Here is a 22,374-nt window from a genome sequence, read left to right as displayed (position 1 = left end):
AGTTCATTATTGGGGGATAATTACATGATTGGTTCGTCCGCGCGTTTCGCGGCTGTGGCTGCCGCAGCCAGCCTTGCATCTGCCAGCTTTGCGGGAACACTGGTCGCATCGGGCGATGAATGGCAGTTGTCGAACCACGCCTATGAGGCACCATACGCCGCCGGCACCATGCAGTTCGTGAACAGCCTTGCCGCAACTTTCGGCGGGTCCAACTATCTGCTTCTGACTGGTAACGGAAATGTTTCCCAGTCGATGCTAAGCTTGGCTACGGCGCAGTTCCAGTCTCTTGGCAAGACCGTCAGCTACGCCACCACTTTTGATTTGGCCAGCGCATCGGCCTATGATGCCGTCTTCCATTTCGGGCAGAGCGTGAACACGGCAGACTTCGCGGCCTATGTGAGTGGCGGCGGTAACGCCTATGTCTCACTGGGTGCGGGCTGGTGGGGTACAGCGGCCGCGGAGGCTGCGGTGTGGAACCCTGTGCTCGCGCAGTTTGGTCTGGTTGCCGGCAGCGAATGGTTCCCGGTCGCTGGCTTCGCGAAGGCAGATGTAACCGTCGGGCCATCGGATTCGCTGCTCTGGGGTTATGGCCAGTCCATCGAGAAGCTTACCCCCCAATCCTCCAGCCAATCCTATGTGCGCGGCACATTCTTCGGCGGCCCGGAAATCGGGCTGATCGGTTCAAGCGCGGTCTTGGGCGGCGGTGTTTCAGGCGTACCGGAACCGGCCACCTGGGCGCTGATGATCGCCGGCTTCGGGCTTGTCGGGGCAGCAACCCGCCGGAGGCGTCCCATCGCCTGCTGAACCGGGCGGTTCAAGGATTCAGCCATTTCACTGGTTGCGCGATTTGCTCTACCGATAGGATAACATCCGGGAATCAGGGGCTATCGGGAAATGGCTGACATCTTCATCGGCGCGCAATCGGGCGGAACGAACCAGCAGATGCTGGTTCTGAAGCGCGCAAACCGCCACGGCCTGATCGCTGGCGCCACCGGCACCGGAAAGACCATCACGCTTCAGGTCATGGCGGAAGGCTTCAGTCGCGCCGGCGTGCCCGTGTTCCTGTCCGATGTGAAGGGCGATCTCGCTGGCATGGCCCTGCCCGGCTCCGCCACATCGAAACTGCACGAGCCCTTCCAGACCCGCGCGGCCGACATCGGCCTTGGCGCCTATGCCTATGCCGACACGCCCACCGTCTTCTGGGATCTGTTCGGGGAACAGGGCCACCCTGTCCGCACCACCGTTACCGAAATGGGGCCGCTGCTGCTCGCGCGTTTGCTGGGCCTCAATGAAACGCAGGAAGGCGTCCTCGCCATCGCCTTCAAGGTCGCCGACGATCAGGGGATGCTGCTGCTGGATCTCAAGGATCTGAAGCAGATGCTGGCCTGGTGCGCCGACAATGCCAAGGACCTCGCCACCCGCTACGGCAATGTCACCTCGGCCTCCATCGGCGCGATCCAGCGCCAGCTGCTCTCGCTCGAATCGCAGGGCGGGGACCGCTTCTTCGGGGAACCGGCGCTGGCGATGACGGACATGATCAAGGTGGGCGAGGACGGACGCGGGCAGGTGAACATCCTGGCCGCCGACAAGCTGATCTCCAGCCCCAAGCTTTATGCCACCTTCCTGCTGTGGATGCTCTCCGAACTGTTCGAGGAGCTTCCCGAAGTGGGTGACCCGGACAAGCCGAAGCTCGTCTTCTTCTTCGATGAAGCCCATCTGCTGTTCGATGAGGCTCCGAAGGCCCTGCTGGACAAGGTGGAACAGGTTGTCCGGCTGATCCGTTCGAAGGGCGTCGGCGTCTATTTCATCACCCAGAACCCCATCGACGTGCCCGACGCGATCGCCGGGCAGCTGGGGAACCGGGTGCAGCATGCCCTGCGCGCCTTCACCCCGCGCGACCAGAAGGCCGTGAAGGCCGCCGCCACCACCTTCCGCCAGAACCCGGCCGTCAATGTGGAAACCGCCATCCTGGAGCTGAAGACCGGCGAGGCGCTCGTTTCGCTGCTGATGGCCGATGGCGCGCCCTCCCCCGTCGAGCGCGTCTTCATCCGCCCGCCCGCATCCCGCGTGGGCCCGCTGGAGCCGGGCGAGCGCAAGGTGATCCTCTCCAGCTCCCCGGTTGCGGGGAAATATGAGGAAGCGGTGGACCGGGAATCTGCCTTCGAGATCCTGTCCGCCAAGGTCGCCGCGCAGGCAGACGCCCAGTCGGCCGAAAAGGAAGCCGCCGCCGCAAAGAAGGCCGCCGCGCTGGAGGCGAAGGAAAAGGCCGCCGCCGAGCGCGCCTATCGCAACTCCACCATGGGCAAGATGGAAAAGGTTGCCGTCGCCACCGCAACGGCCGTCGCCGTGCAGGCCGGCCGCAGCCTGGTGCGCGGGATCCTGGGCGGGTTGTTCAAGAAGCGCTGATGGAGATCGAAGGGGCGCCGCTCCTTCACCCCGGCAGGGCGCCGTGCGCCCTGCACCCACATCCAAAGCCTGCTCAACAGATTGCGCAGGCGGCAGAACCTTTACCCCCCGCTCAGGCTGAGCCTGTCGAAGCCCCATCAAGCAGGCCACAACCTCCGCAATGCACTTTCAAATTCCGCGCTTCGGCAAGCTCAGCCCGAGCGGGTGAAAGCAAGGCGGGCAACGCCTGTTTGCAAAGCAGATATTTGCCAGATCATGTCCCTGCCTGCCGGTGGCACATGCCACGGCTGGCCTGATCAGGCCCCCGGAACGGTCACCTTCGCGATGTCCGCGTTGCGGGTGCCGGCGGGCGCGTCCAGCAGTTCGCGCAGGAAGGTGCCTTTGTCCACCGTCTGCGTGCCGGGCTGGCCCGGCATGTCGGCGACCGTGCTGCGGATGGACGAATCCACCCGGGCGGCCTTCGCGTCAGACAGCAGCTGGCTTTCGATCTGGGATTTGGGCGGCAGCTGCACGCCGGGGCCGAACAGGGCTTCCAGCGCCTGTTGCTGGCTGTCTGCGCCGATCGGGCGAGGCGCGCCGGGGCGCGGCGGGGCCATGCTGTAATCGGGCGGGATCACCAGCGGGGCCTGCTTGCCGATGGCGAACTCGTCCGGGCGCTTGCGGTCGGCGATGTCGTTGCCGCCACAGGCCGCAAGAAGGAGCGAGGGGGCGACGACGAGGATCAGGCTACGCATTGGGAAGTCTTTCCGAGCTGGCGTCTGAACGGCCGATGAGCGCGCGAAACAGCAGGATGACAACCCCCGCCGTGATCGCCGCATCGGCAATGTTGAACACATAGAAGGACCAGGGGCCCCAGTGCAAATGCACGAAGTCCACGACATAGCCGAAGCGCACCCGATCCACGATATTGCCCAGCGCCCCGCCCAGGATCAGGCCCAGCGCCAGCGATTCCGGCCAATGCCGCTCGCGGCGGATCCACACCGCGACGACCGTTGCGATCACCCCGGTCAGGCCCACCAGCAGCCAGCGGCCCACATCCGTGTCCGCCGTCAGCATCCCCATGGAAACGCCCCGGTTTTCCACCCAGGTAAGCGAAAAGAAGGGCAGCACCGGCACGCTGACCTTCTGTTCCAGCTCCACCACATGGATGATCCAGTATTTCACCAGCTGGTCGGCCAGGAACACGATCGCGGCCAGCGCATAGGCAAGGCGCCTCATTCGTCCATCTCCGCCACCACCTCGTCGCAGCGTCCGCACAGGTCGGTATCGGCCGAAACGTCGGGCAGGTGCCGCCAGCAACGGGCGCAGCGCGCCTTGTCGCTTGCGGCGGCCGCCACGCGGGCCTCTCCCTCCGCCACCAGCACGTCCACCGATGAAACGATGCAAAGCTCGGCAAAGTTCAGGGAGTCGACCAGCGCCTTGTCTGCGGCGGGCGCATGGATCGTCACCGCCACTTCGTTGGACGATCCCACCACCTTCTCGCGCCGCATCGGCTCGATCGCCTGCGTCACCAGCGCGCGCAGCTCCCGCAGCCGCTCGAACCGCGCATCCAGCGCCTCGTCGCGCCAGCTCGCGGGAATGTCGGCATAGGTACCATGGTGCACCGAGGTGCCGTCGCCATGGCGCTGCTCATGCGCTTCCTCGGTGGTGAACACCAGCACGGGGGCCAGCCAGTGGTTCAGCGCGTCGAACAGCGTCGCCAGCACCGTGCGATAGGCCCGGCGCTTGGGCGCGAACGCCGCATCGCAATAGAGGCTGTCCTTGCGCACATCGAAGAAGAAGGCGGACAGGTCCACGTTCACGAAGCTGAAGATCGCCGCCATCATCCGCGCATAGGCATGCTGCTCCAGCGCGGCGCGGATTTCGGCATCGAGGCCGGCGAGGCGGGAGAGGATATAGCGCTCCAGCTCCGGCATTTCGGCCACCGGAACCGCTTCCTCCGCGCTGTACCCTTTCAGCGCACCCAGCAGATAGCGCAGCGTGTTCCGAAGCTTGCGGTAATTGTCCACGCTGGTCTGCATGGAAAGCTTGCCGAAGCGCTGGTCTTCCGAGGTGTCGGTGGAGGCGACCCACAGCCGCAGCACGTCCACCCCGGATTCGCCGATGATCTTCTGCGGATCGACCACATTGCCCAGCGACTTGGACATCTTGCGACCCTTGTCGTCCAGCGTGAAGCCGTGCGTCAGCACGCCCTTGTAGGGCGCCCGCCCCCGCGTGCCGCAGGATTCGAGCAGCGAGGACTGGAACCAGCCCCGGTGCTGGTCCGAGCCTTCCAGATAGAGGTCGGCCTGTTCGGCGCGCAGCCGCGCTTCGGTGACGAAGGCGTGGGTGGAGCCGCTGTCGAACCAGACATCCAGGATGTCCGTCACCTGCTCATAATCCTCGGCCTTGTAGGCACTGCCGAGGAACTCCTGCGGGTCGCGCGTCCACCAGGCGTCTGCGCCGTCGGTTTCGAAGGCGGTCTTGATACGGGCGTTCACCTCTGCGTCAACCAGATAGTCGCCCGTGCCCTTCTGCACGAACAGGGTGATGGGCACGCCCCATGCGCGCTGGCGGGAAAGCACCCAGTCCGGGCGGCCCTCCACCATGGCGCGGATGCGGTTTTCGCCTTGCGCGGGGAACCAGCGGGTATCGCCGATCGCTGTCAGCGCCCGGCCGCGCAGCGTGGTGCCGTCGCCAAGGTCGCGGTCCATCGCCACGAACCATTGCGGCGTGCAGCGGTAGATCAGCTTCGCCTTGGAGCGCCATGAGTGCGGATAGCTGTGCTTGTAATCGGCGGTTGCCGCCAGCAGCGCGCCCGCTTCCCTCAGCGCAGCGCAGACGGGACCATCGGGCGCGTTCACCTTATAGACGTGCATCCCGCCAACAACGGGCCAATCCGCCTGATAGGTGCCATCGGGGCCGACAACGAACTTCGGATCAACGCCATGCGCCTTGCAGAGATAGAAATCGTCCTCGCCATGATCGGGGGCCATGTGGACGAGGCCGGTGCCCGCATCGGTGGTGACGAAATCGCCAGCGAGCAGTGGGCGGGGTTCAGCGAAGAAACCGCCCAGCGCGTGCCACGGGTGGCGGGCGATGGCGCCTGAAAGAAGCGAGCCCTTAAACAGCTTCCCTTCAGTTTCCCATTTTTCAGGAACATGTTGATCTTGATAGACCCCGTCGATCTTCTCGTAGGCCACTCGAAGCCAAAACTCATGGAGCAGTGGTCTGGCTACGATAAACGTGCGCGCCTTCCAAGTGAGCGCAACATACTCAACGTCCTCTCCATACGCCAAAGCCCGGTTCACGGGCAGCGTCCAGGGCGTCGTCGTCCAGATCACCGCATAGGCGCCAACCAGGTCCGGAGCGTTCGGCGCCTCAACAATCTCGAACGCCACATCCACCTGCGTGGAGGTGATGTCCTCATACTCCACTTCCGCCTCGGCCAGCGCGGTCTGCTCCACCGGGGACCACATCACCGGCTTGGCGCCTCGATACAGCTGGCCGCTCTCGGCGAACTTCATCAGTTCTGACGCAATCACAGCTTCTGACGAGAAATCCATGGTAAGATAGGGATTTTCCCAATCTCCCCAGATGCCCAGCCGCTTCAACTGCTCGCGCTGCACCCCCACCCAATGCCCGGCATAGTCCCGGCATTGCTGGCGGAAGGCGATGAAATCCATCTCGCCCTTCTTGATGCCTTTTTCGCGGTTCAATTCCTCCACTCGCCATTCGATGGGCAGACCGTGGCAATCCCAGCCGGGGATATAGGGGCTGTCGAACCCCATCTGCGTGCGGCTGCGGACCACGAAATCCTTCAGGATGTGGTTCAGTGCATGGCCAAGGTGCATGTCCCCGTTGGCATATGGTGGGCCGTCATGCAGGATCCAGCGCGCCGCGCCGGTGCGGAGTTCGCGCAATTTCGCATGCGCGCCCTCCTCCGCCCAGCGCGCCAGCAGGCGCGGCTCGGTCTGGGCAAGGCCAGCCTTCATGGGGAAGCCCGTTTCGGGCAGGAACACGGTGTGGCGGTAATCTGCCGCCCTGGATTGCTCTGTCATGGCGGGCGAAGGCTTTAGAGCATCGGGGCGGCCATGCAACCCTTTGCCGGGCTGCGAATGCTGGGCAAATTCGTTTGCAACTAAATATCTGGATTTGTTTGACTTTTATCAATGACGCCTGTAGACAGCCCCTGATTCCCGAACAGAATGAGGCTGCCATGAAGGGCGACAAGAAGGTCATCGACTATCTGAACCAGGCGCTGAAGGGCGAACTGACGGCCATCAACCAGTATTTCCTGCACTATCGCATGCTGGACAACTGGGGCGTGAAGAAGCTCGCCGATTATGAATATCATGAGTCGATCGACGAGATGAAGCATGCCGACAAGCTGATCGAGCGCATCCTGTTCCTGGATGGCCTGCCCAACCTGCAAACGCTGAACCGCCTGCGCATCGGCGAAAATGTGCCCGAAATCCTGCAGGCGGATCTGGATCTCGAATATGAGGCGCTGGCCCTGCTGAAGGAAGCCATCCCCCATTGCGAGAGCGTGCGTGACTTCGGCACCCGCGAGCTGCTGGTCGAGATCCTGGAGGCCGAGGAGGAGCATGTCGACTTCATCGAGAAGCAGCAGCAGATGATCCGCGACCAGGGGCTGCAGAACTATATCCAGCTCCAGTCGGAAGCAGCTGGATCGTAGGCGGCCAGGATCAGGGCAAAGCCGGGACTGACGGCTTTGCCTGACACCACCCCGGAAGCCCCCATTGCAGCCCCGCGCACGGCAGCCTATCTTTCGCCCGTGCATATGACCCTGTCCGAGACCCGCTGAAGCCTCACCCCGCGGGGTGAGGCGCCAGACATGAGCCCCCTGCCCGCCCCTTTGGCGCGCAGGGCCGTTTGGCTTGGGCCGCCCCTCGCGGCCCGCTGCACCGGACAAAATCCATGGATATCTCCCGATCCGAACAACGGATCCTCCACCTGCTCGCACAGGGCGGCTCGATCGCGCCCGTCAAGGATGCGCGCGGCCGCATCATCGGCGCGGAATGCTTCACCCGCGAAGGGTGGCGGCTGTCCGCCTTTGATCTGCCGCTGTTCCGGAAACTGAAGCGCCGCCGGGCCATCTCGTCGGCCGGCAGCCAGCCCTACCGCATCACCCGGCGCGGGCTGGAGCTGGTTCGAAGCCAGCCCGACAACCGGTGAACCGAAAGCGGAGGCGGGGCGGAGCTGCGCCCCGCCTCAATCCTCGCCGAACTTGCCCTGCACCAGCTCGACCAGCGCCGTCAGCGCCTCGCCGGCCTGCGGGCCGTCTGCGCGCACTTCGATGCTCTCGCCCATCCCGGCCGCCAGCATCATCAGCCCCATGATGGAGGTGCCAAGCACGTCGGAGCCATCCTTGGAAACGGTGACGGTCGCGTCATACTGGCTGGCCAGCGTCACGAACTTGGCGCTGGCCCGCGCATGCAGGCCGCGCCTGTTGGTGATCGGAACAGAAACCGGCCCGGCGCTCACCCGTTAAGACCGTCAGGCAGCTTCGCCAAGCAGGCGACTGGCAACGCTGATATATTTGCGTCCAGCTTCCTGCGCCATATCGACGGCTTCGCCTACCGTCTTCGCCTTGCGCACGCTGGCCAGCTTGATCAGCATGGGCAGGTTCACGCCTGCAATCACCTCCAGATTGGGCCGGCCCAGCAGCGAAATCGCAAGGTTGGAGGGGGTGCCGCCGAACATGTCCGTCAACAGGATCACGCCGGCGCCCTTGTCCACTTCGGCAGCGGCTCTGGCGATGTCGGCCCGCCGCTCTTCCATGTCGTCATTGGCTTCGATGCAGATCGCCTGGCACTGCGCCTGCGGCCCGACGACATGCTCCATCGCCGCCACGAATTCGGCAGCCAGACGGCCATGCGTCACCAGAACCAACCCGATCATTCCAGACCTTTCCTTTCGCCTTCGGCCGATACCGCCTCCGGCAAATCCTCTTCAGCGCCGATCGCCCTGTCCCGGTGGACGACCGCGTTGGGCCAGCCCGCCTCCACCAGCGCCGCAGATGCCGCCTCCGCCACCGCGACGGACCGGTGCTTGCCACCGGTGCAGCCGAACGCAACCGTCAGATAGGCCCTGCCCTCCTTCGCATAGCCGGGCAACAGCAGGGTTAGAAGCCCCACGATTGTCTCAAAGGCTGACGCATAGGCCGGATCGGACTTCACATGATCGCTCACCGCCCTGTCCAGCCCGGTCAGCGGCCGCAACTCGGGCACCCAATGCGGATTCTTCAGGAAGCGCATGTCGAACACCAGATCGGCATCGCGCGGAACGCCGCGGGAATAGCCGAAGCTCATCAGTGTCAGCGTCAGGGATTTGTGGCCCGCCGCGCCAAAGCGCATTGAAACCGCCCGCCGCAGGTCGTTGGTGGAAAAGTCGCTGGTGTCGATCACCACGTCTGCCACGCGGCGCAGTTCCGACAGCAGCTCCCGCTCCATCGCGATCCCGTCGCCGGCGGGCCTGTCCAGCGCCAGCGGATGCCGTCGCCGCGTTTCCGAAAAGCGGCGCACCAGTTCATGCCCGCTGCAATCCAGATAGAGGATGCGGATCGGCCGTTCGGGCGTCGCATGTTCCGCCATCGCCTGCAGCACCAGCTCCGGGCTGAAGGCCCGCGTCCGCGCGTCGATCCCGATTGCCAGCCGGTGCCCGCCCGGCACCGCCAGCAACGGCCCCAGCAGCGAAAGCGGCAGATTGTCGACCGCCTCATAGCCCAGATCCTCCAGCACCTTCAGCGCCGTGGACTTGCCCGCACCCGACAGGCCCGTCACCAGCAGCACGGGGGCCGGCGGTTCATCCTTCACCTGCAGATCATCGGGCATGGGCTGTCTCTAATCGCTCGGCAGCCCGTGCGCCACCGCCAGTTCAACCTTGATCGGCGCCGAAGCCTCGAACGGCGCCAGGCGCAACAGCGGCACGCGCGCCTCCCCCACCTGCAGCGTCGCCGGCAGCGGCAGACGGTCGGGCGCGGCGGACAGGTCCACCGCCAGCCGCGCCGGCACGCCATCCGCATGCGGCATCGGCAACAGCCCCACGCCGCGCACCTCCATCCGCCCGGCGATCGCCGCCGGGGCCGACAGCAGCGCCGGGTCACCGCCGGAAACCGCCACCCGGTCGTCCGCGATCAGCACGGCGCCCCTGTCGATCAGCCTGAGCGCCAGATCGGATTTGCCGCTGCCGGGCGGCCCCAGCAGCAGCACCCCCTGCCCCCGGATCGAAACGGCGGTCGCGTGGATCGTCGGTGTCCCGGCGCGGGTCGGCGTCACAGCGCGGGCAGGCTCACGCGGAACAGCGCACCGGGCTTCCCGTCCGCCCGGTCCTCCACCCGGATCTGGCCATCCATTGCCTCCACAATGGCCCTGGCGATGGAAAGGCCCAGCCCGCTGTGCTTCCCGAACTCCTCGCCCTCGGCCCGCTCGGAATAGAAGCGCTCGAAAATGGACTGGCGCACTTCCGGCGGCACGCCCGGCCCTTCATCGGTGACCGCCATGTTCACCACCGGCCCCTGCCGCCAGGCCGAAATCGTGATCGTCCCACCTTCGGGGGAAAAGCTGATCGCATTGTCCACCAGGTTGTTCAGCACCTGCGCCAGCCGGTCCGCATCGGCCATCACCATCGCCGTGCCCGGCGGCGGCAGGTCCATCCGGAAGTTGACGCCCCGCCGCGCGGGCCCGCCCGCCGTCTGCGTGGACATGATCGCCTCGGCCAGTTGCGCCACGTCCAGCGGTTGCAGCCGGGCGCGCGAAAGCTCTGCATCCAGCCGGGAGGCCGCCGAAATGTCGGTGATCAGCCGGTCGATCCGCCGCACATCCGCCTCGATCACGGCGAACAGCCGCTCGCGCACCGCCTCGTCGCGCACATTGCCCAGCGTCTCCACGGCGCTTCGCAGGCTCGCCAGCGGGTTCTTCAGCTCGTGCGCCACGTCGGCCGCGAACGCCTCCGTCGCGTCCATCCGCTGCCTCAGCGCGGCCGTCATGTCGGCCAGCGCCCGCGCAAGCCCACCCACCTCGTCGCGCCGGTGCGGCAGGCGCGGCACCACCACGTCGCGCTGCCGCCCCAGCCGCACGCGGTGCGCGGCCAGCGCCAGCTGCCGCAGCGGCACCACGATGGTGCGCGCCAGATAGAGGCTCAGCGCCAGGCTGAAGCCCAGCACCACCAGGAACACCAGGAAGGATGTCATCCGCTCCCGCCGCACCAGGTCGATCACGTCGGGCGTATCCACCGTGAGCAGCACGACGGGCCAGGGCGCCGCCGCGCCCTTGGGCCGCACCGGCACGGCAGCCTGCAACACCACCAGCCTGTCCTCGGTCTGGCGCGCCTGCGTCACCGCGCTGCCGGACCGGGCCGCCGCCTCCGCCTCGCTCCATGCCTGCCGCCTGTCGATCGCAGGCTCCCCCAGCATCGGCGGTTCGGCCTGCCCGGTCAGGAAATCGATCATCCGGTCGATCAGGATGGCGCTTTCCCGCCGGAATCCTTCCGTCGTGGGGTCAACCAGCTGGAAGCGCGTGACGGCCGGATTGCTCCAGTTGTCCGCGATCAGCGCGCCCTGCCGGTCGAACAGGCGGATGCGGGTGCCGCGCGTGCTGGAAATGTCCAGCACGGCCTCGCGGCCCTTCTCCACCCCCTGCGCTTCAAGGAACTGGGCCATGATCTCGCCCTGGCGCAACAGCTCCTGCTCGCGCGTCTCCAGCAGCCGGGTGCGGAAGCTTTCGATATAGAGAAGCGCGCCCGCGAGCGCGAGAAGCGCCACCAGGTTCACGACCAGGATGCGGGTGACCAGCGAAGACCATCCCGAAAAGCGGGGCGCGGCGCCCGCCCGCCGCGCCGCCAGCTGCGCGTCGCGAAAACTGGCCTCGGCGTTCACGCCTCAGTCTTCCTCGTCGAAGCGATAGCCCACGCCATACAGGGTCTCGATGGCCTTGAATTCCGAATCCACCGCACGAAATTTCTTTCGCAACCGCTTGATATGGCTATCTATCGTGCGATCATCCACATAGCTGTCATGGGCATAGGCCACGTCCATCAGCTGGTCGCGGGATTTCACGAACCCCGGCCGCTGGGCCAGCGCGTCAAGGATCAGAAACTCCGTCACCGTCAGCGGCACATCCCGCCCGCCCCAGCGGACACGATGGCGGGCCGGGTCCATCTCCAGCTTGCCGCGCACGATCGGATCCGACGGCGGCTCGTCGGCTTCGGCGGGCGCGCGCCTGTTGGCCGTGCGGCGCAGCACAGCGCGAATCCGCTCGATCAGCAGCCGCTGGCTGAACGGCTTGCCGATATAGTCGTCCGCCCCCATCGCCAGGCCAAGCGCCTCGTCGATTTCAGTGTCCTTGGATGTCAGGAAAATCACCGGCACGTCGGATTTCTCGCGCAGGCGGCGCAGCATCTCCATGCCGTCCATCCGGGGCATCTTGATGTCCACCACGGCAAGATCGGGCGGATTTTCCAGCACGCCCTTCAGCCCCGCTGCGCCGTCCGCATAGATTCGCGTCGTGAACCCCTCGGCCTGCAACGCAAGACTCACCGATGTCAGGATGTTCCGGTCATCATCGACCAGCGCGATCGTGGGGGTCATGTCCGCGGCCATGCGCCTGCCGGGTCTGCTGCACGCTTCGTCATGCGGATGGTGTATAGCTGCTAACGCTGGTTCCGCCAAAGCTTCATGCTTCAATAGCTTCACATGCGGTGCGAGCTTCGTGTAGGGAGCTTGCATACGTATGCGGCGGCCGCATGGCTGCCCTGCGCAAACATCGGCGCCGAAGAGGAAGCGGCGCCGAACCGGCGAACGGCCGGCACAGCAAGAACGCCGGCCAAAGCCGGTATCGGGATGAAGGGACAAGTCTGGTGGGCACATCGACCGGGAATGGACTGGAAGCGCTGGGCGTGAAGGCCGGGGCAACCGTCCACAAGAACCTCGGCACCGCGCCGCTGATCGAGCTGGCGGTCAATCGCGCCGAAGGTCTGCTTTCGAAGGACGGCGCCTTCGTGGTGGAAACCGGCCAGCACACCGGCCGCTCCGCGAACGACAAGTTCACCGTGAAGGACGCGGAAACGGAAAACAGCGTCTGGTGGGGCAAGTCGAACAAGCCCATGGATCCCGCGCACTTTGCCGCGCTGAAGGCCGATTTCCTGAAGGCCGTGGGCGAGAAGGACACGCTCTTCGTGCAGGAGCTGTTCGGCGGCTCGCAGCCGGAATATCGCGTGAACGTCCGCGTCGTCACCGAATTCGCCTGGCATTCGCTGTTCATCCGCACCCTGCTGGTGCGCCCGACGGCCGCCGAGCTGGCGAACTTCGCCACCGAATACACGATCATCGATCTGCCCAGCTTCCGCGCCGATCCGGCCCGCCATGGCTGCCGTTCGGAAACGGTGGTGGCGGTGAACTTCACGGAAAAGCTGATCCTGATCGGCGGCACGAAATATGCCGGCGAAATGAAGAAGTCGGTGTTCGGCATCCTGAACTATCTGCTGCCCACCAAGGGCGTGATGCCGATGCACTGCTCTGCCAACATCGGCGCCAAGGGCGACACCGCCGTGTTCTTCGGCCTGTCCGGCACGGGCAAGACCACCCTTTCGGCAGATGCCAGCCGCACCCTCATCGGCGATGACGAGCATGGCTGGTCCGACACGGCCGTGTTCAACTTCGAAGGCGGCTGCTATGCGAAGATGATCCGCCTGTCCGAGGCCGCGGAACCGGAAATCTACGCCACCACCAGGCGCTTCGGCACCGTTCTTGAAAATGTGGTGATCGATCCCGAAACCCGCGTGATCGACCTGGACGACAACCGCCTCGCCGAAAACAGCCGCGGTTCCTATCCGATCGATTTCATCCCGAACGCCTCGAAGGAAAATCTGGGCCCGGTTCCGAAGAACATCATCATGCTGACGGCCGACGCCTTCGGCATCCTGCCCCCGATCGCGAAGCTGACGCCCGATCAGGCGATGTATCACTTCCTGTCCGGCTATACCGCGCGCGTGGCCGGCACCGAGATCGGCGTCACGGAACCGGACGCCACCTTCTCCACCTGCTTCGGCGCGCCGTTCATGCCGCGCCACCCCAGCGTCTATGGAAACCTGCTGAAGGATCGGATCGCCAAGGGCGGCGTGGACTGCTGGCTGGTGAACACCGGCTGGACAGGCGGCGGCGCCGGCACCGGCGGCACCGGCAGCCGGATGCCGATCAAGGTGACCCGCGCGCTGCTGAACGCCGCGCTCGACGGCAGCCTGAAGAATGCGGAGTTCCGCAAGGATCCCTTCTTCGGCTTCGACGTGCCCGTCAGTGTGCCGGGCGTCGAACCCGGCATCCTCGATCCACGCAGCACCTGGCCGAGCGCGGCCGACTATGACGAAAAGGCCCGCGCGCTGGTGCGGATGTTCGTGGAGAATTTCGCCCAGTTCGAGGATCATGTCGAACAGGGCGTCCGCGAAGCCGCCCCGAAAGCCGCCTGACGTGACACACGGGGCGGACGAGTTTCCGCCCCGGCTTTTCGAGGCGGACAAGAAGATCAGGCGCATTGCCGCCGGATTGCTGACATGCACCCTGCCCCGCGCGGCATGGACGCATGAAGCGCATCTGGCGGCCGTCGTCACCCTGATCCTGGAACATCCGGAACTCGATCTGGAACAACAGCTTCCGGGTATCATCTCACGCTTCAACGAAAGCGTGGGCGGCGTGAACGACGACACGCAGGGCTATCACGAAACCCTCACGCAATTCTGGATCGCCAATGCGCGCGCGCATCTGTGCGCCAATCCCGGCAGATCGCTGCTCGATCGGGTGAACGGCTTCATCGCGTCCGAACAGGGCCGGCGCGATGCGCCGCTCAGGCATTACAGCCGCGACCGGCTGTTTTCGGTTGAAGCCCGCCGCCATCTGGTGGAACCGGATCTGATGCGATTCGAATGGGCCATGCAAGATGACGCGCCAGCGCCGAAGCTCTGACTGGGGCTTCCCCCGCTGGCGTGCCTATGAAGGCGCGGGCAAGGCGCCCGAAACGCAGCGCCTGTGCGACAGGGCCGGCTGCACGAACCCCGGAAACTGCCCCGCTCCAAAGGCCCCGAACCGGCCTGAGCGCTGGTATTTCTGCGAAGCCCACGCCGCCGAATACAACAAGGGCTGGAACTATTTCGAAGCGCTGACGGACGAGGAAGCCGCCGAACAGGAAACGCGCGAACAGCAGGGCCAGCGCAGCTATCAGCGATCCCGCCATTGGGATTGGGGCGAAGGCGATGGCTCCCGATCCCGTGCCGAGCTGGACGCGCTGCGCCTGTTCGACCTTCCACCCGATGCAGACGAAGCCGCCATCAAGGCCGCGCACCGCCGCTGGGCAAAGGAAAACCACCCGGACGTCACGGGCGGAGACGCAGAGGCAGCCAAGCGCTTCCAGGCCGCGCAGGCTGCCTATGAAGTGCTGAAGTCGGCGGCAGAACGCCGGGCAGACCAGCAAAAGGCCTGATCTCTTCAACAATATCTGAATAGCTGTTAACCTTATCCCAACAAAATGCCGGGGCCGCATCGCCTGCACCTCTTCCTGGAGAGCATGGGATGTCGAATTCAGCTGGAATCCTGTTACATCGGCGGTCTCTTCTCGCCTCGCCGCTGGCGCTGCTGCCAGCCTGCCATCCGGGGGAAACACCGGCCCCCTGCCCCGCCGATCCCTCTGCCGCCGGGCCTGTCAGCTGGATCCCCGATGCAGGCCACCCCGTGGCCTGGGGCGAGGAACATCTGACGACCGCCGATGGCCCACCGGCCAACCTCAGCATCTACTATCCCAGCGCGCGCTTTGTTCCACCCCGCCCCATGCTGCAACGGTGCGCCTGGCGCTGGCCGCTTGTGATCCTGTTACACGGCCAACCGCCTTCCGGGGTGCCGTTCGCAGGCTACCACCGGGCCTGGTGGCGCATTCCCGTGGCGCTCGCCCGCAGCGGCCATGTCGTGCTGGTACCGGGCCACTCACCGGGTCCGGACACGCCGGCCTCCACGGTGGATCCGATCGTCGAATGGTTGTTCAACGCCTGGCATGGCGCACCTTGGGTCAACCGGCGGATCCAGTCGCGCGCGGTCATCGGCCACAGCTATGGCGCGCTGCTGGCCGCCCGCTATGCGGCCGCCAATCCCGGAATAGCCGCGCTCGCCAGCCTCGGCGGCGTGTTCACCGAGGTGACGCCAAGCCCGGCCGCGCTGCTAAGCGCTATTCCCTGCACCAGCTTCTTCATGTTCGCCCACAGGGATCCATACGAGGATCTGGAACAGCCTGAATCCTCTCCGTTGATCCTGAAGACACGGGTGAACCGCTACGCCTGTATCTATGAGGGCCAGCATTTCGATTATCTGGAACCGGATTTTCCCGGCAGTTTCGAACGCGGCCCCTGCCCCGCCATCCCGCAGATCACGGCAGACCTTCTGGCTCTGTTCATGGGGTCGCAGCTCCATTCCCTCACGCAGATCCCCATCGATCTCCGCCCGCCGCAGCCCGCGCTGACGCCCGCGCAGGAACCATTCGCGATCCAGTGGCAGCAAAGCCAGCAGCGCATCTGCAATGACCGCCAGTGCAAAGTCACGCTGCAATGGATGTTCGACAACCAGGCCCATCACCGCGAAATCGCGCCCTGCAACTGAAGCCGCCGCGGCAAACCCGCAATTCCGCCACTTCCCCTTGCCGCCATTGTTCGGCAATAGGCAGGGCATGATGGATTTCGAAGCCCTCATTGATGGTTATCGCCGCTTCCGGCTGGGCGCCTATCGCGAACAGCGCGAGCGTTACGATCAGCTGGCGCAGGCCCAGGCGCCGGCCGTCATGGTCATCGCCTGTTCCGACAGCCGGGTCGATCCCACGCGCGTGTTCGATTCCGGCCCGGGCGAGCTGTTCGTCCTGCGGAATATCGCCAATCTGGTGCCGCCTGTATCCGCCATTTCCGGCCAGTCCTCGGTCGCGGCGGCTGTGGAATATGCCGTCACCGGGCTGAAGGTGCGCCATATCGTCGTGTTCGGCCACGCCCGTTGCGGCGGCATCCAGGCCGCACTGGCGGGCGATTTCGACAATCCGGTGGCGGGCAAGCATGTCCACGCCTGGATGGAATTCATCGCCCCCGCGCGGGATTCGGTGAAGGCCGCTGCCGCGCTTTCCCCTGATATCGATGCCCAGCGCGCGCTGGAGCAGGCCAGCGTGCGGCTCAGCATCGAAAACCTCGCCAGCTATCCGTTCGTGGCAGAGGCGCTGAAGGCCGGGCGGTTGCAGCTGCATGGCGTGATCTTCGATATCGCCGAAGGGTCGCTGCGCATCCTCGACGCCAAGGCGGGCCAGTACCAGGCCGTTCCGATCGACCTATAGCGCGGCCTCGCCCCGCTGCATGTAGACCACATCCAGCAGCTGCCCGAACTTTTCGCCTACGCCGGTCAAGGTGCCGACATGGCGGAATCCAGCCGCCGAATGCAGCGCGATGGAGGCGTGATTGCCGCTGTCGCCGATCACCGCCACGAACTGGCGGAAGCCTGCGGCCCGGCCGGCGGGGATCAGGGCCTCCATCAACTGGCGGCCTACGCCCAGCCCCCGCGCGCCAGAGGCGACATAGACGCTGGTTTCCGCCGTGTGGGCATAGGCCGCGCGATCGCGGAACTGGTTCAGATAGGCATAGCCAAGGATCTGCCCGCCCTCGCCTTCCAGCACCAGCCAGGGCCAGCCCCGATCGATGCAGCGCCCGATCCGATCCGCCATTTCCCCGGCACTGGGCGGCTCCGTCTCGAAGCTCGCGGTGCCATGCGCCACTTCCGGCCCATAGATCGCCGCAACGGCGGGCGCATCCGCCCGCGTCGCGGCACGGATGCGTTCAGATGTGGAGGACGCGCCCATAAGCGTCCAGCACGCTTTCGTGCATGGTCTCGCTCAGCGTCGGGTGCGGGAAGATGGTCTGCATCAGTTCGGCTTCCGTCGCCTCACACTGGCGCGCGATCACATAGCCCTGGATCAGCTCGGTCACTTCCGCGCCCACCATATGCGCCCCCAGCAGCGCGCCCGTCTTGGCGTCGAACACGGTCTTCACCAGGCCCTCGGCCTCGCCCAGCGCGATGGCCTTGCCGTTGCCGATGAAGGGGAACTTGCCCACCTTCACCTGATATCCGGCTTCCTTCGCCTTCGCCTCCGTCAGCCCCACACTGGCCACCTGCGGCCGGGCATAGGTGCAGCCGGGAATGTTGGACTTGTCCATCGGGTGGGCATGGGCCACGCCCGCGATCTTCTCCACCGCGACAACACCCTCGTGGCTCGCCTTGTGCGCCAGCCAGGGGGCGCCCGCCACATCGCCGATCGCCCACAGGCCCGGCACGTTCGTCTGCCCCCACTCGTTGGTAACGATATGGCCGCGATCCAGCGCGACGCCCAGCGCCTCCAGCCCCAGATTTTCGGTGTTGGGCGAAATGCCGATGGCCACGATCACATGGCTGAACGTCTGCGCCTCGCCGCTGATCGTTGCCACCACGCCGTCCGCCTTCACCTCCAGCTTGTCGACAGAGGCCTTGGTGCGGATCGTCATGCCCTGTTTCGTCAACGCCTTGTGGACGAAGGCGGAAATGTCGGCATCTTCCACGGGCAGAATCCGGTCCACCATCTCCACGATGGTCACATTCGATCCCATATCCTTGTAGAAGCTCGCAAATTCTACGCCGATCGCCCCGGAGCCAATCACAAGCAGATCGGTCGGCATCGCCGGCGGCACCATGGCGTGGCGATAGGTCCAGACGCGGTCGCCATCAGCCTTCAGGTGCGGCAGTTCCCGCGCCCGCGCACCGGTGGCAACGATCACATTCTTCGCCTGCAACGTCCGCTCGCCCACCTTTACGGTGGTGGCCGAAGCCAGGGTGGCGGCGCCTTCCACCACCGTCACCTTGTTCTTCTTCATCAGGCCCTTCACGCCCGCGTTCAGCTGGTTCGCAACCTTGCGGCTGCGCTCCGTCACCTTTGCAAGATCGAACCCGGTTGTTCCGGCGATAAGGCCATAATCACTCGCATGATCCAGATAATGCTTGATTTCCGCCGAACGCAGCAGCGCCTTGGTCGGGATGCAGCCCCAGTTCAGGCAGATGCCGCCCAGCCGCTCCCGCTCCACGATGGCGGTCTTCAGGCCCAGCTGCGCCGCCCGGATCGCCGCGACATAGCCGCCGGGCCCGGATCCGATGATGACAAGGTCGAAGGTCTCCACGCTCATGCCAGCATCCCCATCGGGCTTTCGACAAGGCGCTTGAAGGCCGCCATGAACTCAGCCCCCACCGCGCCGTCGATCGCCCGGTGGTCGAAACTGCCCGTCGCGCTCATCACGGTCGCGATCGCCAGCGCGTCATTCACCACATAGGGCCGCTTCTCGCCCGCCCCCACCGCCAGGATCAGGCCCTCGGGCGGATTGATTACGGCGTCGAACTGCTTGATGCCATACATGCCCAGGTTGGATATGCTGGCCGTGCCGCCGGTATATTCAGGCGGCTGCAGCTTCCCGTCCCGCGCCCGGGCCGCCAGATCCTTCATTTCCGTCGCGATCTGGCTCAGCCGCTTGTTGCCCGCGTCGCGGATCACCGGGGTGATCAGCCCGCCCGGAATAGCGACCGCCACGGAAATGTCGGCGCGGCTGAATTTGCGCAGGGTGTCGCCCGCGAAGCTGACGTTCGCATCCGGCACTTCCATCAGCGCCAGCCCCTGCGCCTTCACCAGAAGATCGTTGACGGACAGCTTGATGCCACGCGATTCCAGCGACTTGTTCAATTCCGCTCGCAGCTTCAGCAAGGCATCCAGCTGCACATCCACCGTCAGGTAGAAGTGCGGCACCTGCGTCTTCGATTCGGTCAGCCGCCGCGCGATGGTCTTGCGCATGTTGCTCAGCTTCACGGTTTCGAACGGCACGTCCGTCGGCGCTGCGGCGGGCGCTGCCTGCACGGCCGCCTTCGCAGGCTGCGCTGGTTCGGGCACGGCCGACTGTGCCACAACCGGCGCCTTGCCGGCGGCCGCTTCCACATCGGCCTTCACGATCCGCCCATGCGGCCCGCTGCCGGTTACCGTGGCAAGATCCACCGACATCAACTGCGCCACCCGCCGCGCCAGCGGGCTGGCGATATGCCGCGCGCCGTGGGACGGCGCAGGCGGTGCAGCGGCCGGTGCCGCAGGCGGTGCAGCGGCAGGGGCGGTCGCGACCGGCGCAGCCGTCTTCGGTTCCGTCTCCACCGGCCTGGCGGGGGCCGGGGCGGGCTTTGGCGCCGGCGCCGCCGCCTCACCCTCTTCCAGAAGCCGCGCAATCACGGCGTTCACCTTCACCTCTTCGGTGCCCTCCGGCACCAGGATCTCGCTGATCGTGCCTTCATCCACGGCCTCCACCTCCATGGTGGCCTTGTCCGTCTCGATCTCCGCGATCACGTCGCCCGGCTTCACCCGGTCGCCGGGCTTCACATGCCATTTTGCCAGCGTGCCCGTTTCCATCGTGGGCGAAAGGGCCGGCATGGTGATATCGATTGCCATGTTTTCAGCCCCTTACAGAATGGATTTCACAGCAGCCACCACATCGGCCGCCTTCACCAGCGCCGCCTTTTCCAGATTGTTGGCATAAGGCAGCGGCACATCCTTGTTCGTCACCCGCAACACCGGGGCATCCAGATCGTCGAAGCCCTTCGTCATGGCGATGGCGATGATCTCGGAAGAAATGCTGCACACCGGCCAGCCCTCCTCCACCACCACCATGCGATTGGTCTTCTTCAGGCTCGCCAGCACGGCCGCCTCGTCCAGCGGCCGCAGCGAACGCAGGTCCAGCACTTCGGCCTCGATCCCCTCCGCCGCCAGCGCCGCGGCCGCCTCCAGCGCGATTCCCACCCCGATGGAATAGGAAACGAGCGTCACATGGCTGCCTTCGCGATACAGCCGCGCCTTGCCGATCGGCACGACATGCTCGCCTTCCGGCACGTCGAAACTATGCCCGTAAAGAAGCTCATTCTCCAGGAACACCACCGGATCGGGTGAACGGATCGCCGATTTCAACAGCCCCTTGGCATCCGCCGCATCATAGGGCGACAGCACGATCAGCCCCGGCACGCTGGCATACCAGGGCCCGTAATTCTGGCTGTGCTGGGCCGCCACGCGGGATGCCGCACCGTTCGGCCCCCGGAACACGATGGGGCAGCGCATCTGCCCGCCCGACATATAGTTGGTTTTCGCGGCAGAATTGATAATATGATCAATGGCCTGCATGGCGAAGTTGAAGGTCATGAACTCCACGACCGGCTTCAGGCCGCCCATCGCCGCGCCAACGCCAAGCCCCGCGAAGCCATACTCGGTGATCGGTGTATCCACCACGCGCCGTTCGCCGAATTCCTCCAGCAGGCCCTGCGTTACCTTGTAGGCGCCCTGATACTGGGCGACTTCCTCACCCATCACGAACACCGTCTGGTCCGCGCGCATTTCCTCCGCCATCGCGTCGCGCAGCGCCTCGCGCACGGTCTGCTTGCGCGTCGGCCCTTCAAAGGCCGCAACGGTCGCAGGCGACAGCGCCACGGGCTTCGGCGTATCCACCGCGGCAGCGGCCGGGGCGGCAGCGGGCGCAGCGGCCGCCGGCGACGGTGCGGGCGCGGCAGGCGCCGCTTCCTCGCCCTCCAGCGCAATCACCGCGATGATCGTCCCCACCTTCACGCCGTCGGTTCCGGCCGGCACATCCAGCGAAACCACCGTTCCGCCCTCGTCCGCCTCCAGTTCCATGGTCGCCTTGTCGGTCTCGATCTCGGCAATCACCTGGCCCGGCTTCACCACGTCGCCCGGCTTCACATGCCAGGCCGCAAGCGTCCCTTCCTCCATCGTGGGGGACATCGCAGGCAGCTTCAGTTCCATCAGTAAGTCCCCACCAGAACGTCCGTATAAAGCTCGGAAAGTTCCGGCTCCGGCGCCTGTTCCGCAAAGTCGGCGGATTCCGCGACGATCTTCTTGATCTCCTGCTCGACGGCCTTGAACCAGGCCTCGTCGGCATCCCCCCGTTCCATCATCTCGCGCTTCGCATGATCCAGCGGATCGCGGTTCTCGCGCATGTTCTGAACCTCTTCCCGGCTGCGATACTTGGCCGGGTCAGACATTGAATGGCCGCGATAGCGATAGGTCTTCATTTCCAGAAGGATCGGCCCGCGCCCGCTCTTCACCCAGTCCAGCGCGACGGTCGCGGCGCCCCGCACGGCCAGCACGTCCATGCCGTCCACCTGCATCCCCTCGATCCGGAAGCTCTCGCCCCGGCGATACAGCTGATCCTCGGCAGACGCCCGGTTCACCGAGGTGCCCATCGCATATTGGTTGTTCTCGATCACGAAGATCACCGGCAGCTTCCACAGCTCGGCCATGTTGAAAGCTTCATACACCTGGCCCTGGTTCGCCGCCCCGTCGCCGAAATAGGCCAGCGCCACGCCGCCCTCGCCGCCCAGCACGTCGGCGCGATACTTGTGCGCAAAGGCCAGCCCCGCCCCGATCGGCACCTGCGCGCCAACGATGCCATGTCCGCCGAAAAACCCCTGCTCGACAGAGAACATGTGCATGGATCCGCCCTTCCCCCGGCTGATCCCGGCGGCGCGGCCCGTCAGTTCGGCCATGATCGCCTTCGGATCGATATGGCAGGCCAGCATATGGCCATGATCCCGGTAGCCGGTCACCACGCTGTCCTTGCCCGGCGTGATCGCCGCCTGCAGGCCGGTCACCACCGCTTCCTGCCCGATATAGAGGTGGCAGAAGCCGCCGATCAGCCCCATGCCATAAAGCTGGCCGGCCTTTTCCTCGAACCGGCGGATCAGCAGCATCATGCGAAAAAAGTCGCGATACTCCTCTGCCGTCGGTTCATGCCGCTTCATGTTGGGCAGATCCTGCAGCCGCCCCTTCGCGGCCGGTGTGCGAGCCTCGCCGGCCGCTGCACCCTTTGCCTTTGCCACTGGCAATCCCCTCGATCCACTCGCGC

23 protein-coding genes are annotated in these 22,374 nt (G+C 65.5%); 9 read left to right on the top strand and 14 right to left on the bottom strand.

Annotated features, from left to right (window positions below):
- Positions 1–24: 24 nt before the first annotated feature.
- Both ACE3O8_RS00275 and ACE3O8_RS00270 read left to right on the top strand, forming a co-directional pair.
- Entirely contained in the window at positions 25–804 is a 780-nt protein-coding gene (locus ACE3O8_RS00275; RefSeq protein ID WP_374385538.1) for a PEPxxWA-CTERM sorting domain-containing protein, read from the top strand.
- A gap of 90 nt (positions 805–894) precedes the next feature.
- The gene (locus ACE3O8_RS00270) at positions 895–2,406 is read left to right on the top strand and encodes a helicase HerA-like domain-containing protein (RefSeq protein ID WP_374385536.1); all 1,512 of its coding nucleotides are present in this window, start codon (positions 895–897) and stop codon (positions 2,404–2,406) included.
- A gap of 296 nt (positions 2,407–2,702) precedes the next feature.
- Here ACE3O8_RS00270 and ACE3O8_RS00265 read toward each other — a convergent pair whose 3' ends face one another.
- Genes ACE3O8_RS00265 through ileS form a run of 3 tightly spaced genes read right to left on the bottom strand, consistent with a single transcriptional unit; the run spans position 2,703 to position 6,446 of the window.
- The gene (locus tag ACE3O8_RS00265; RefSeq protein ID WP_374385534.1) at positions 2,703–3,140 is read right to left on the bottom strand and encodes a DUF3035 domain-containing protein; all 438 of its coding nucleotides are present in this window, start codon (positions 3,138–3,140) and stop codon (positions 2,703–2,705) included.
- A complete protein-coding gene (lspA, locus tag ACE3O8_RS00260; RefSeq protein WP_374385531.1) occupies positions 3,133–3,624 on the bottom strand; it encodes a signal peptidase II in 492 nt (163 codons plus the stop codon). The genes ACE3O8_RS00265 and lspA overlap by 8 nt, the downstream gene beginning before the upstream one ends.
- On the bottom strand, positions 3,621–6,446 hold the full coding sequence (gene ileS / locus ACE3O8_RS00255; RefSeq protein WP_374385529.1) for an isoleucine--tRNA ligase: 2,826 nt from the start codon (positions 6,444–6,446) through the stop codon (positions 3,621–3,623). The genes lspA and ileS overlap by 4 nt, the downstream gene beginning before the upstream one ends.
- A gap of 158 nt (positions 6,447–6,604) precedes the next feature.
- Between ileS and bfr the strand changes: the two genes are divergently transcribed.
- Together bfr and ACE3O8_RS00245 are read left to right on the top strand one after the other, a co-directional pair.
- A complete protein-coding gene (gene bfr / locus ACE3O8_RS00250; RefSeq protein WP_374385527.1) occupies positions 6,605–7,084 on the top strand; it encodes a bacterioferritin in 480 nt (159 codons plus the stop codon).
- Positions 7,085–7,326: 242 nt separating this feature from the next.
- The gene (locus ACE3O8_RS00245; RefSeq protein ID WP_374385525.1) at positions 7,327–7,584 is read left to right on the top strand and encodes a YjhX family toxin; all 258 of its coding nucleotides are present in this window, start codon (positions 7,327–7,329) and stop codon (positions 7,582–7,584) included.
- Between the two features lie 36 nt (positions 7,585–7,620).
- Here ACE3O8_RS00245 and ACE3O8_RS00240 read toward each other — a convergent pair whose 3' ends face one another.
- Genes ACE3O8_RS00240 through ACE3O8_RS00215 form a run of 6 tightly spaced genes read right to left on the bottom strand, consistent with a single transcriptional unit; the run spans position 7,621 to position 11,995 of the window.
- Positions 7,621–7,893 carry an HPr family phosphocarrier protein gene (locus ACE3O8_RS00240; protein WP_374385523.1) on the bottom strand — a complete coding sequence of 91 codons (273 nt, stop codon included), beginning with the start codon at positions 7,891–7,893 and terminating at the stop codon, positions 7,621–7,623.
- Positions 7,894–7,905: 12 nt separating this feature from the next.
- Positions 7,906–8,310, bottom strand: coding sequence for a PTS sugar transporter subunit IIA (locus ACE3O8_RS00235; protein WP_374385521.1), 405 nt, complete (start codon positions 8,308–8,310; stop codon positions 7,906–7,908).
- Positions 8,307–9,242 (bottom strand): RNase adapter RapZ, encoded by a 936-nt coding sequence (rapZ, locus tag ACE3O8_RS00230; RefSeq protein ID WP_374385519.1) that lies wholly within the window; start codon positions 9,240–9,242, stop codon positions 8,307–8,309. Before rapZ ends, ACE3O8_RS00235 begins: the two co-directional genes overlap by 4 nt.
- A 9-nt stretch (positions 9,243–9,251) precedes the next feature.
- Entirely contained in the window at positions 9,252–9,686 is a 435-nt protein-coding gene (locus tag ACE3O8_RS00225; RefSeq protein ID WP_374385517.1) for an HPr kinase/phosphorylase, read from the bottom strand.
- A complete protein-coding gene (locus tag ACE3O8_RS00220; RefSeq protein WP_374385515.1) occupies positions 9,683–11,284 on the bottom strand; it encodes an ATP-binding protein in 1,602 nt (533 codons plus the stop codon). The genes ACE3O8_RS00225 and ACE3O8_RS00220 overlap by 4 nt, the downstream gene beginning before the upstream one ends.
- Positions 11,285–11,287: 3 nt before the next feature.
- Positions 11,288–11,995, bottom strand: coding sequence for a response regulator transcription factor (locus ACE3O8_RS00215; RefSeq protein ID WP_374385605.1), 708 nt, complete (start codon positions 11,993–11,995; stop codon positions 11,288–11,290).
- A gap of 269 nt (positions 11,996–12,264) precedes the next feature.
- On the opposite strand from ACE3O8_RS00215, the gene ACE3O8_RS00210 reads away from it, so the two are divergent.
- The 5 genes from ACE3O8_RS00210 (at position 12,265) to ACE3O8_RS00190 (ending at position 16,751) form a co-directional block, all read left to right on the top strand.
- Positions 12,265–13,869, top strand: a complete 1,605-nt coding sequence (locus ACE3O8_RS00210) for a phosphoenolpyruvate carboxykinase (RefSeq protein WP_374385513.1) — start codon at positions 12,265–12,267, stop codon at positions 13,867–13,869.
- A 1-nt stretch (position 13,870) separates the two neighbouring features.
- On the top strand, positions 13,871–14,362 hold the full coding sequence (locus ACE3O8_RS00205) for a hypothetical protein (RefSeq protein WP_374385511.1): 492 nt from the start codon (positions 13,871–13,873) through the stop codon (positions 14,360–14,362).
- Positions 14,337–14,876 carry a J domain-containing protein gene (locus ACE3O8_RS00200; RefSeq protein ID WP_374385509.1) on the top strand — a complete coding sequence of 180 codons (540 nt, stop codon included), beginning with the start codon at positions 14,337–14,339 and terminating at the stop codon, positions 14,874–14,876. Before ACE3O8_RS00205 ends, ACE3O8_RS00200 begins: the two co-directional genes overlap by 26 nt.
- Before the next feature lie 89 nt (positions 14,877–14,965).
- Entirely contained in the window at positions 14,966–16,039 is a 1,074-nt protein-coding gene (locus ACE3O8_RS00195; protein WP_374385507.1) for a hypothetical protein, read from the top strand.
- A gap of 67 nt (positions 16,040–16,106) precedes the next feature.
- A complete protein-coding gene (locus ACE3O8_RS00190) occupies positions 16,107–16,751 on the top strand; it encodes a carbonic anhydrase (protein ID WP_374385506.1) in 645 nt (214 codons plus the stop codon).
- Here the strand turns inward: ACE3O8_RS00190 and ACE3O8_RS00185 are convergent.
- The 5 genes from ACE3O8_RS00185 to pdhA are packed head-to-tail and all read right to left on the bottom strand — an operon-like array spanning position 16,746 to position 22,270.
- On the bottom strand, positions 16,746–17,270 hold the full coding sequence (locus tag ACE3O8_RS00185; RefSeq protein ID WP_374385504.1) for an N-acetyltransferase family protein: 525 nt from the start codon (positions 17,268–17,270) through the stop codon (positions 16,746–16,748). The two genes, ACE3O8_RS00190 and ACE3O8_RS00185, sit on opposite strands and share 6 nt — an antisense overlap.
- The gene (gene lpdA, locus ACE3O8_RS00180) at positions 17,248–18,621 is read right to left on the bottom strand and encodes a dihydrolipoyl dehydrogenase (RefSeq protein WP_374385502.1); all 1,374 of its coding nucleotides are present in this window, start codon (positions 18,619–18,621) and stop codon (positions 17,248–17,250) included. Before lpdA ends, ACE3O8_RS00185 begins: the two co-directional genes overlap by 23 nt.
- On the bottom strand, positions 18,618–19,916 hold the full coding sequence (locus ACE3O8_RS00175) for a pyruvate dehydrogenase complex dihydrolipoamide acetyltransferase (RefSeq protein ID WP_374385500.1): 1,299 nt from the start codon (positions 19,914–19,916) through the stop codon (positions 18,618–18,620). Before ACE3O8_RS00175 ends, lpdA begins: the two co-directional genes overlap by 4 nt.
- Before the next feature lie 12 nt (positions 19,917–19,928).
- Positions 19,929–21,272, bottom strand: a complete 1,344-nt coding sequence (locus ACE3O8_RS00170) for a pyruvate dehydrogenase complex E1 component subunit beta (RefSeq protein WP_374385498.1) — start codon at positions 21,270–21,272, stop codon at positions 19,929–19,931.
- Positions 21,272–22,270, bottom strand: coding sequence for a pyruvate dehydrogenase (acetyl-transferring) E1 component subunit alpha (gene pdhA, locus ACE3O8_RS00165; RefSeq protein WP_374385602.1), 999 nt, complete (start codon positions 22,268–22,270; stop codon positions 21,272–21,274). The genes ACE3O8_RS00170 and pdhA overlap by 1 nt, the downstream gene beginning before the upstream one ends.
- Positions 22,271–22,374 lie beyond the last annotated feature (104 nt).

The sequence above is a fragment of the Sandaracinobacter sp. genome (assembly GCF_041909755.1).
Lineage (GTDB): Bacteria > Pseudomonadota > Alphaproteobacteria > Sphingomonadales > Sphingomonadaceae > Sandaracinobacteroides.
This window is presented reverse-complemented; position numbering and strand designations above follow the sequence as displayed.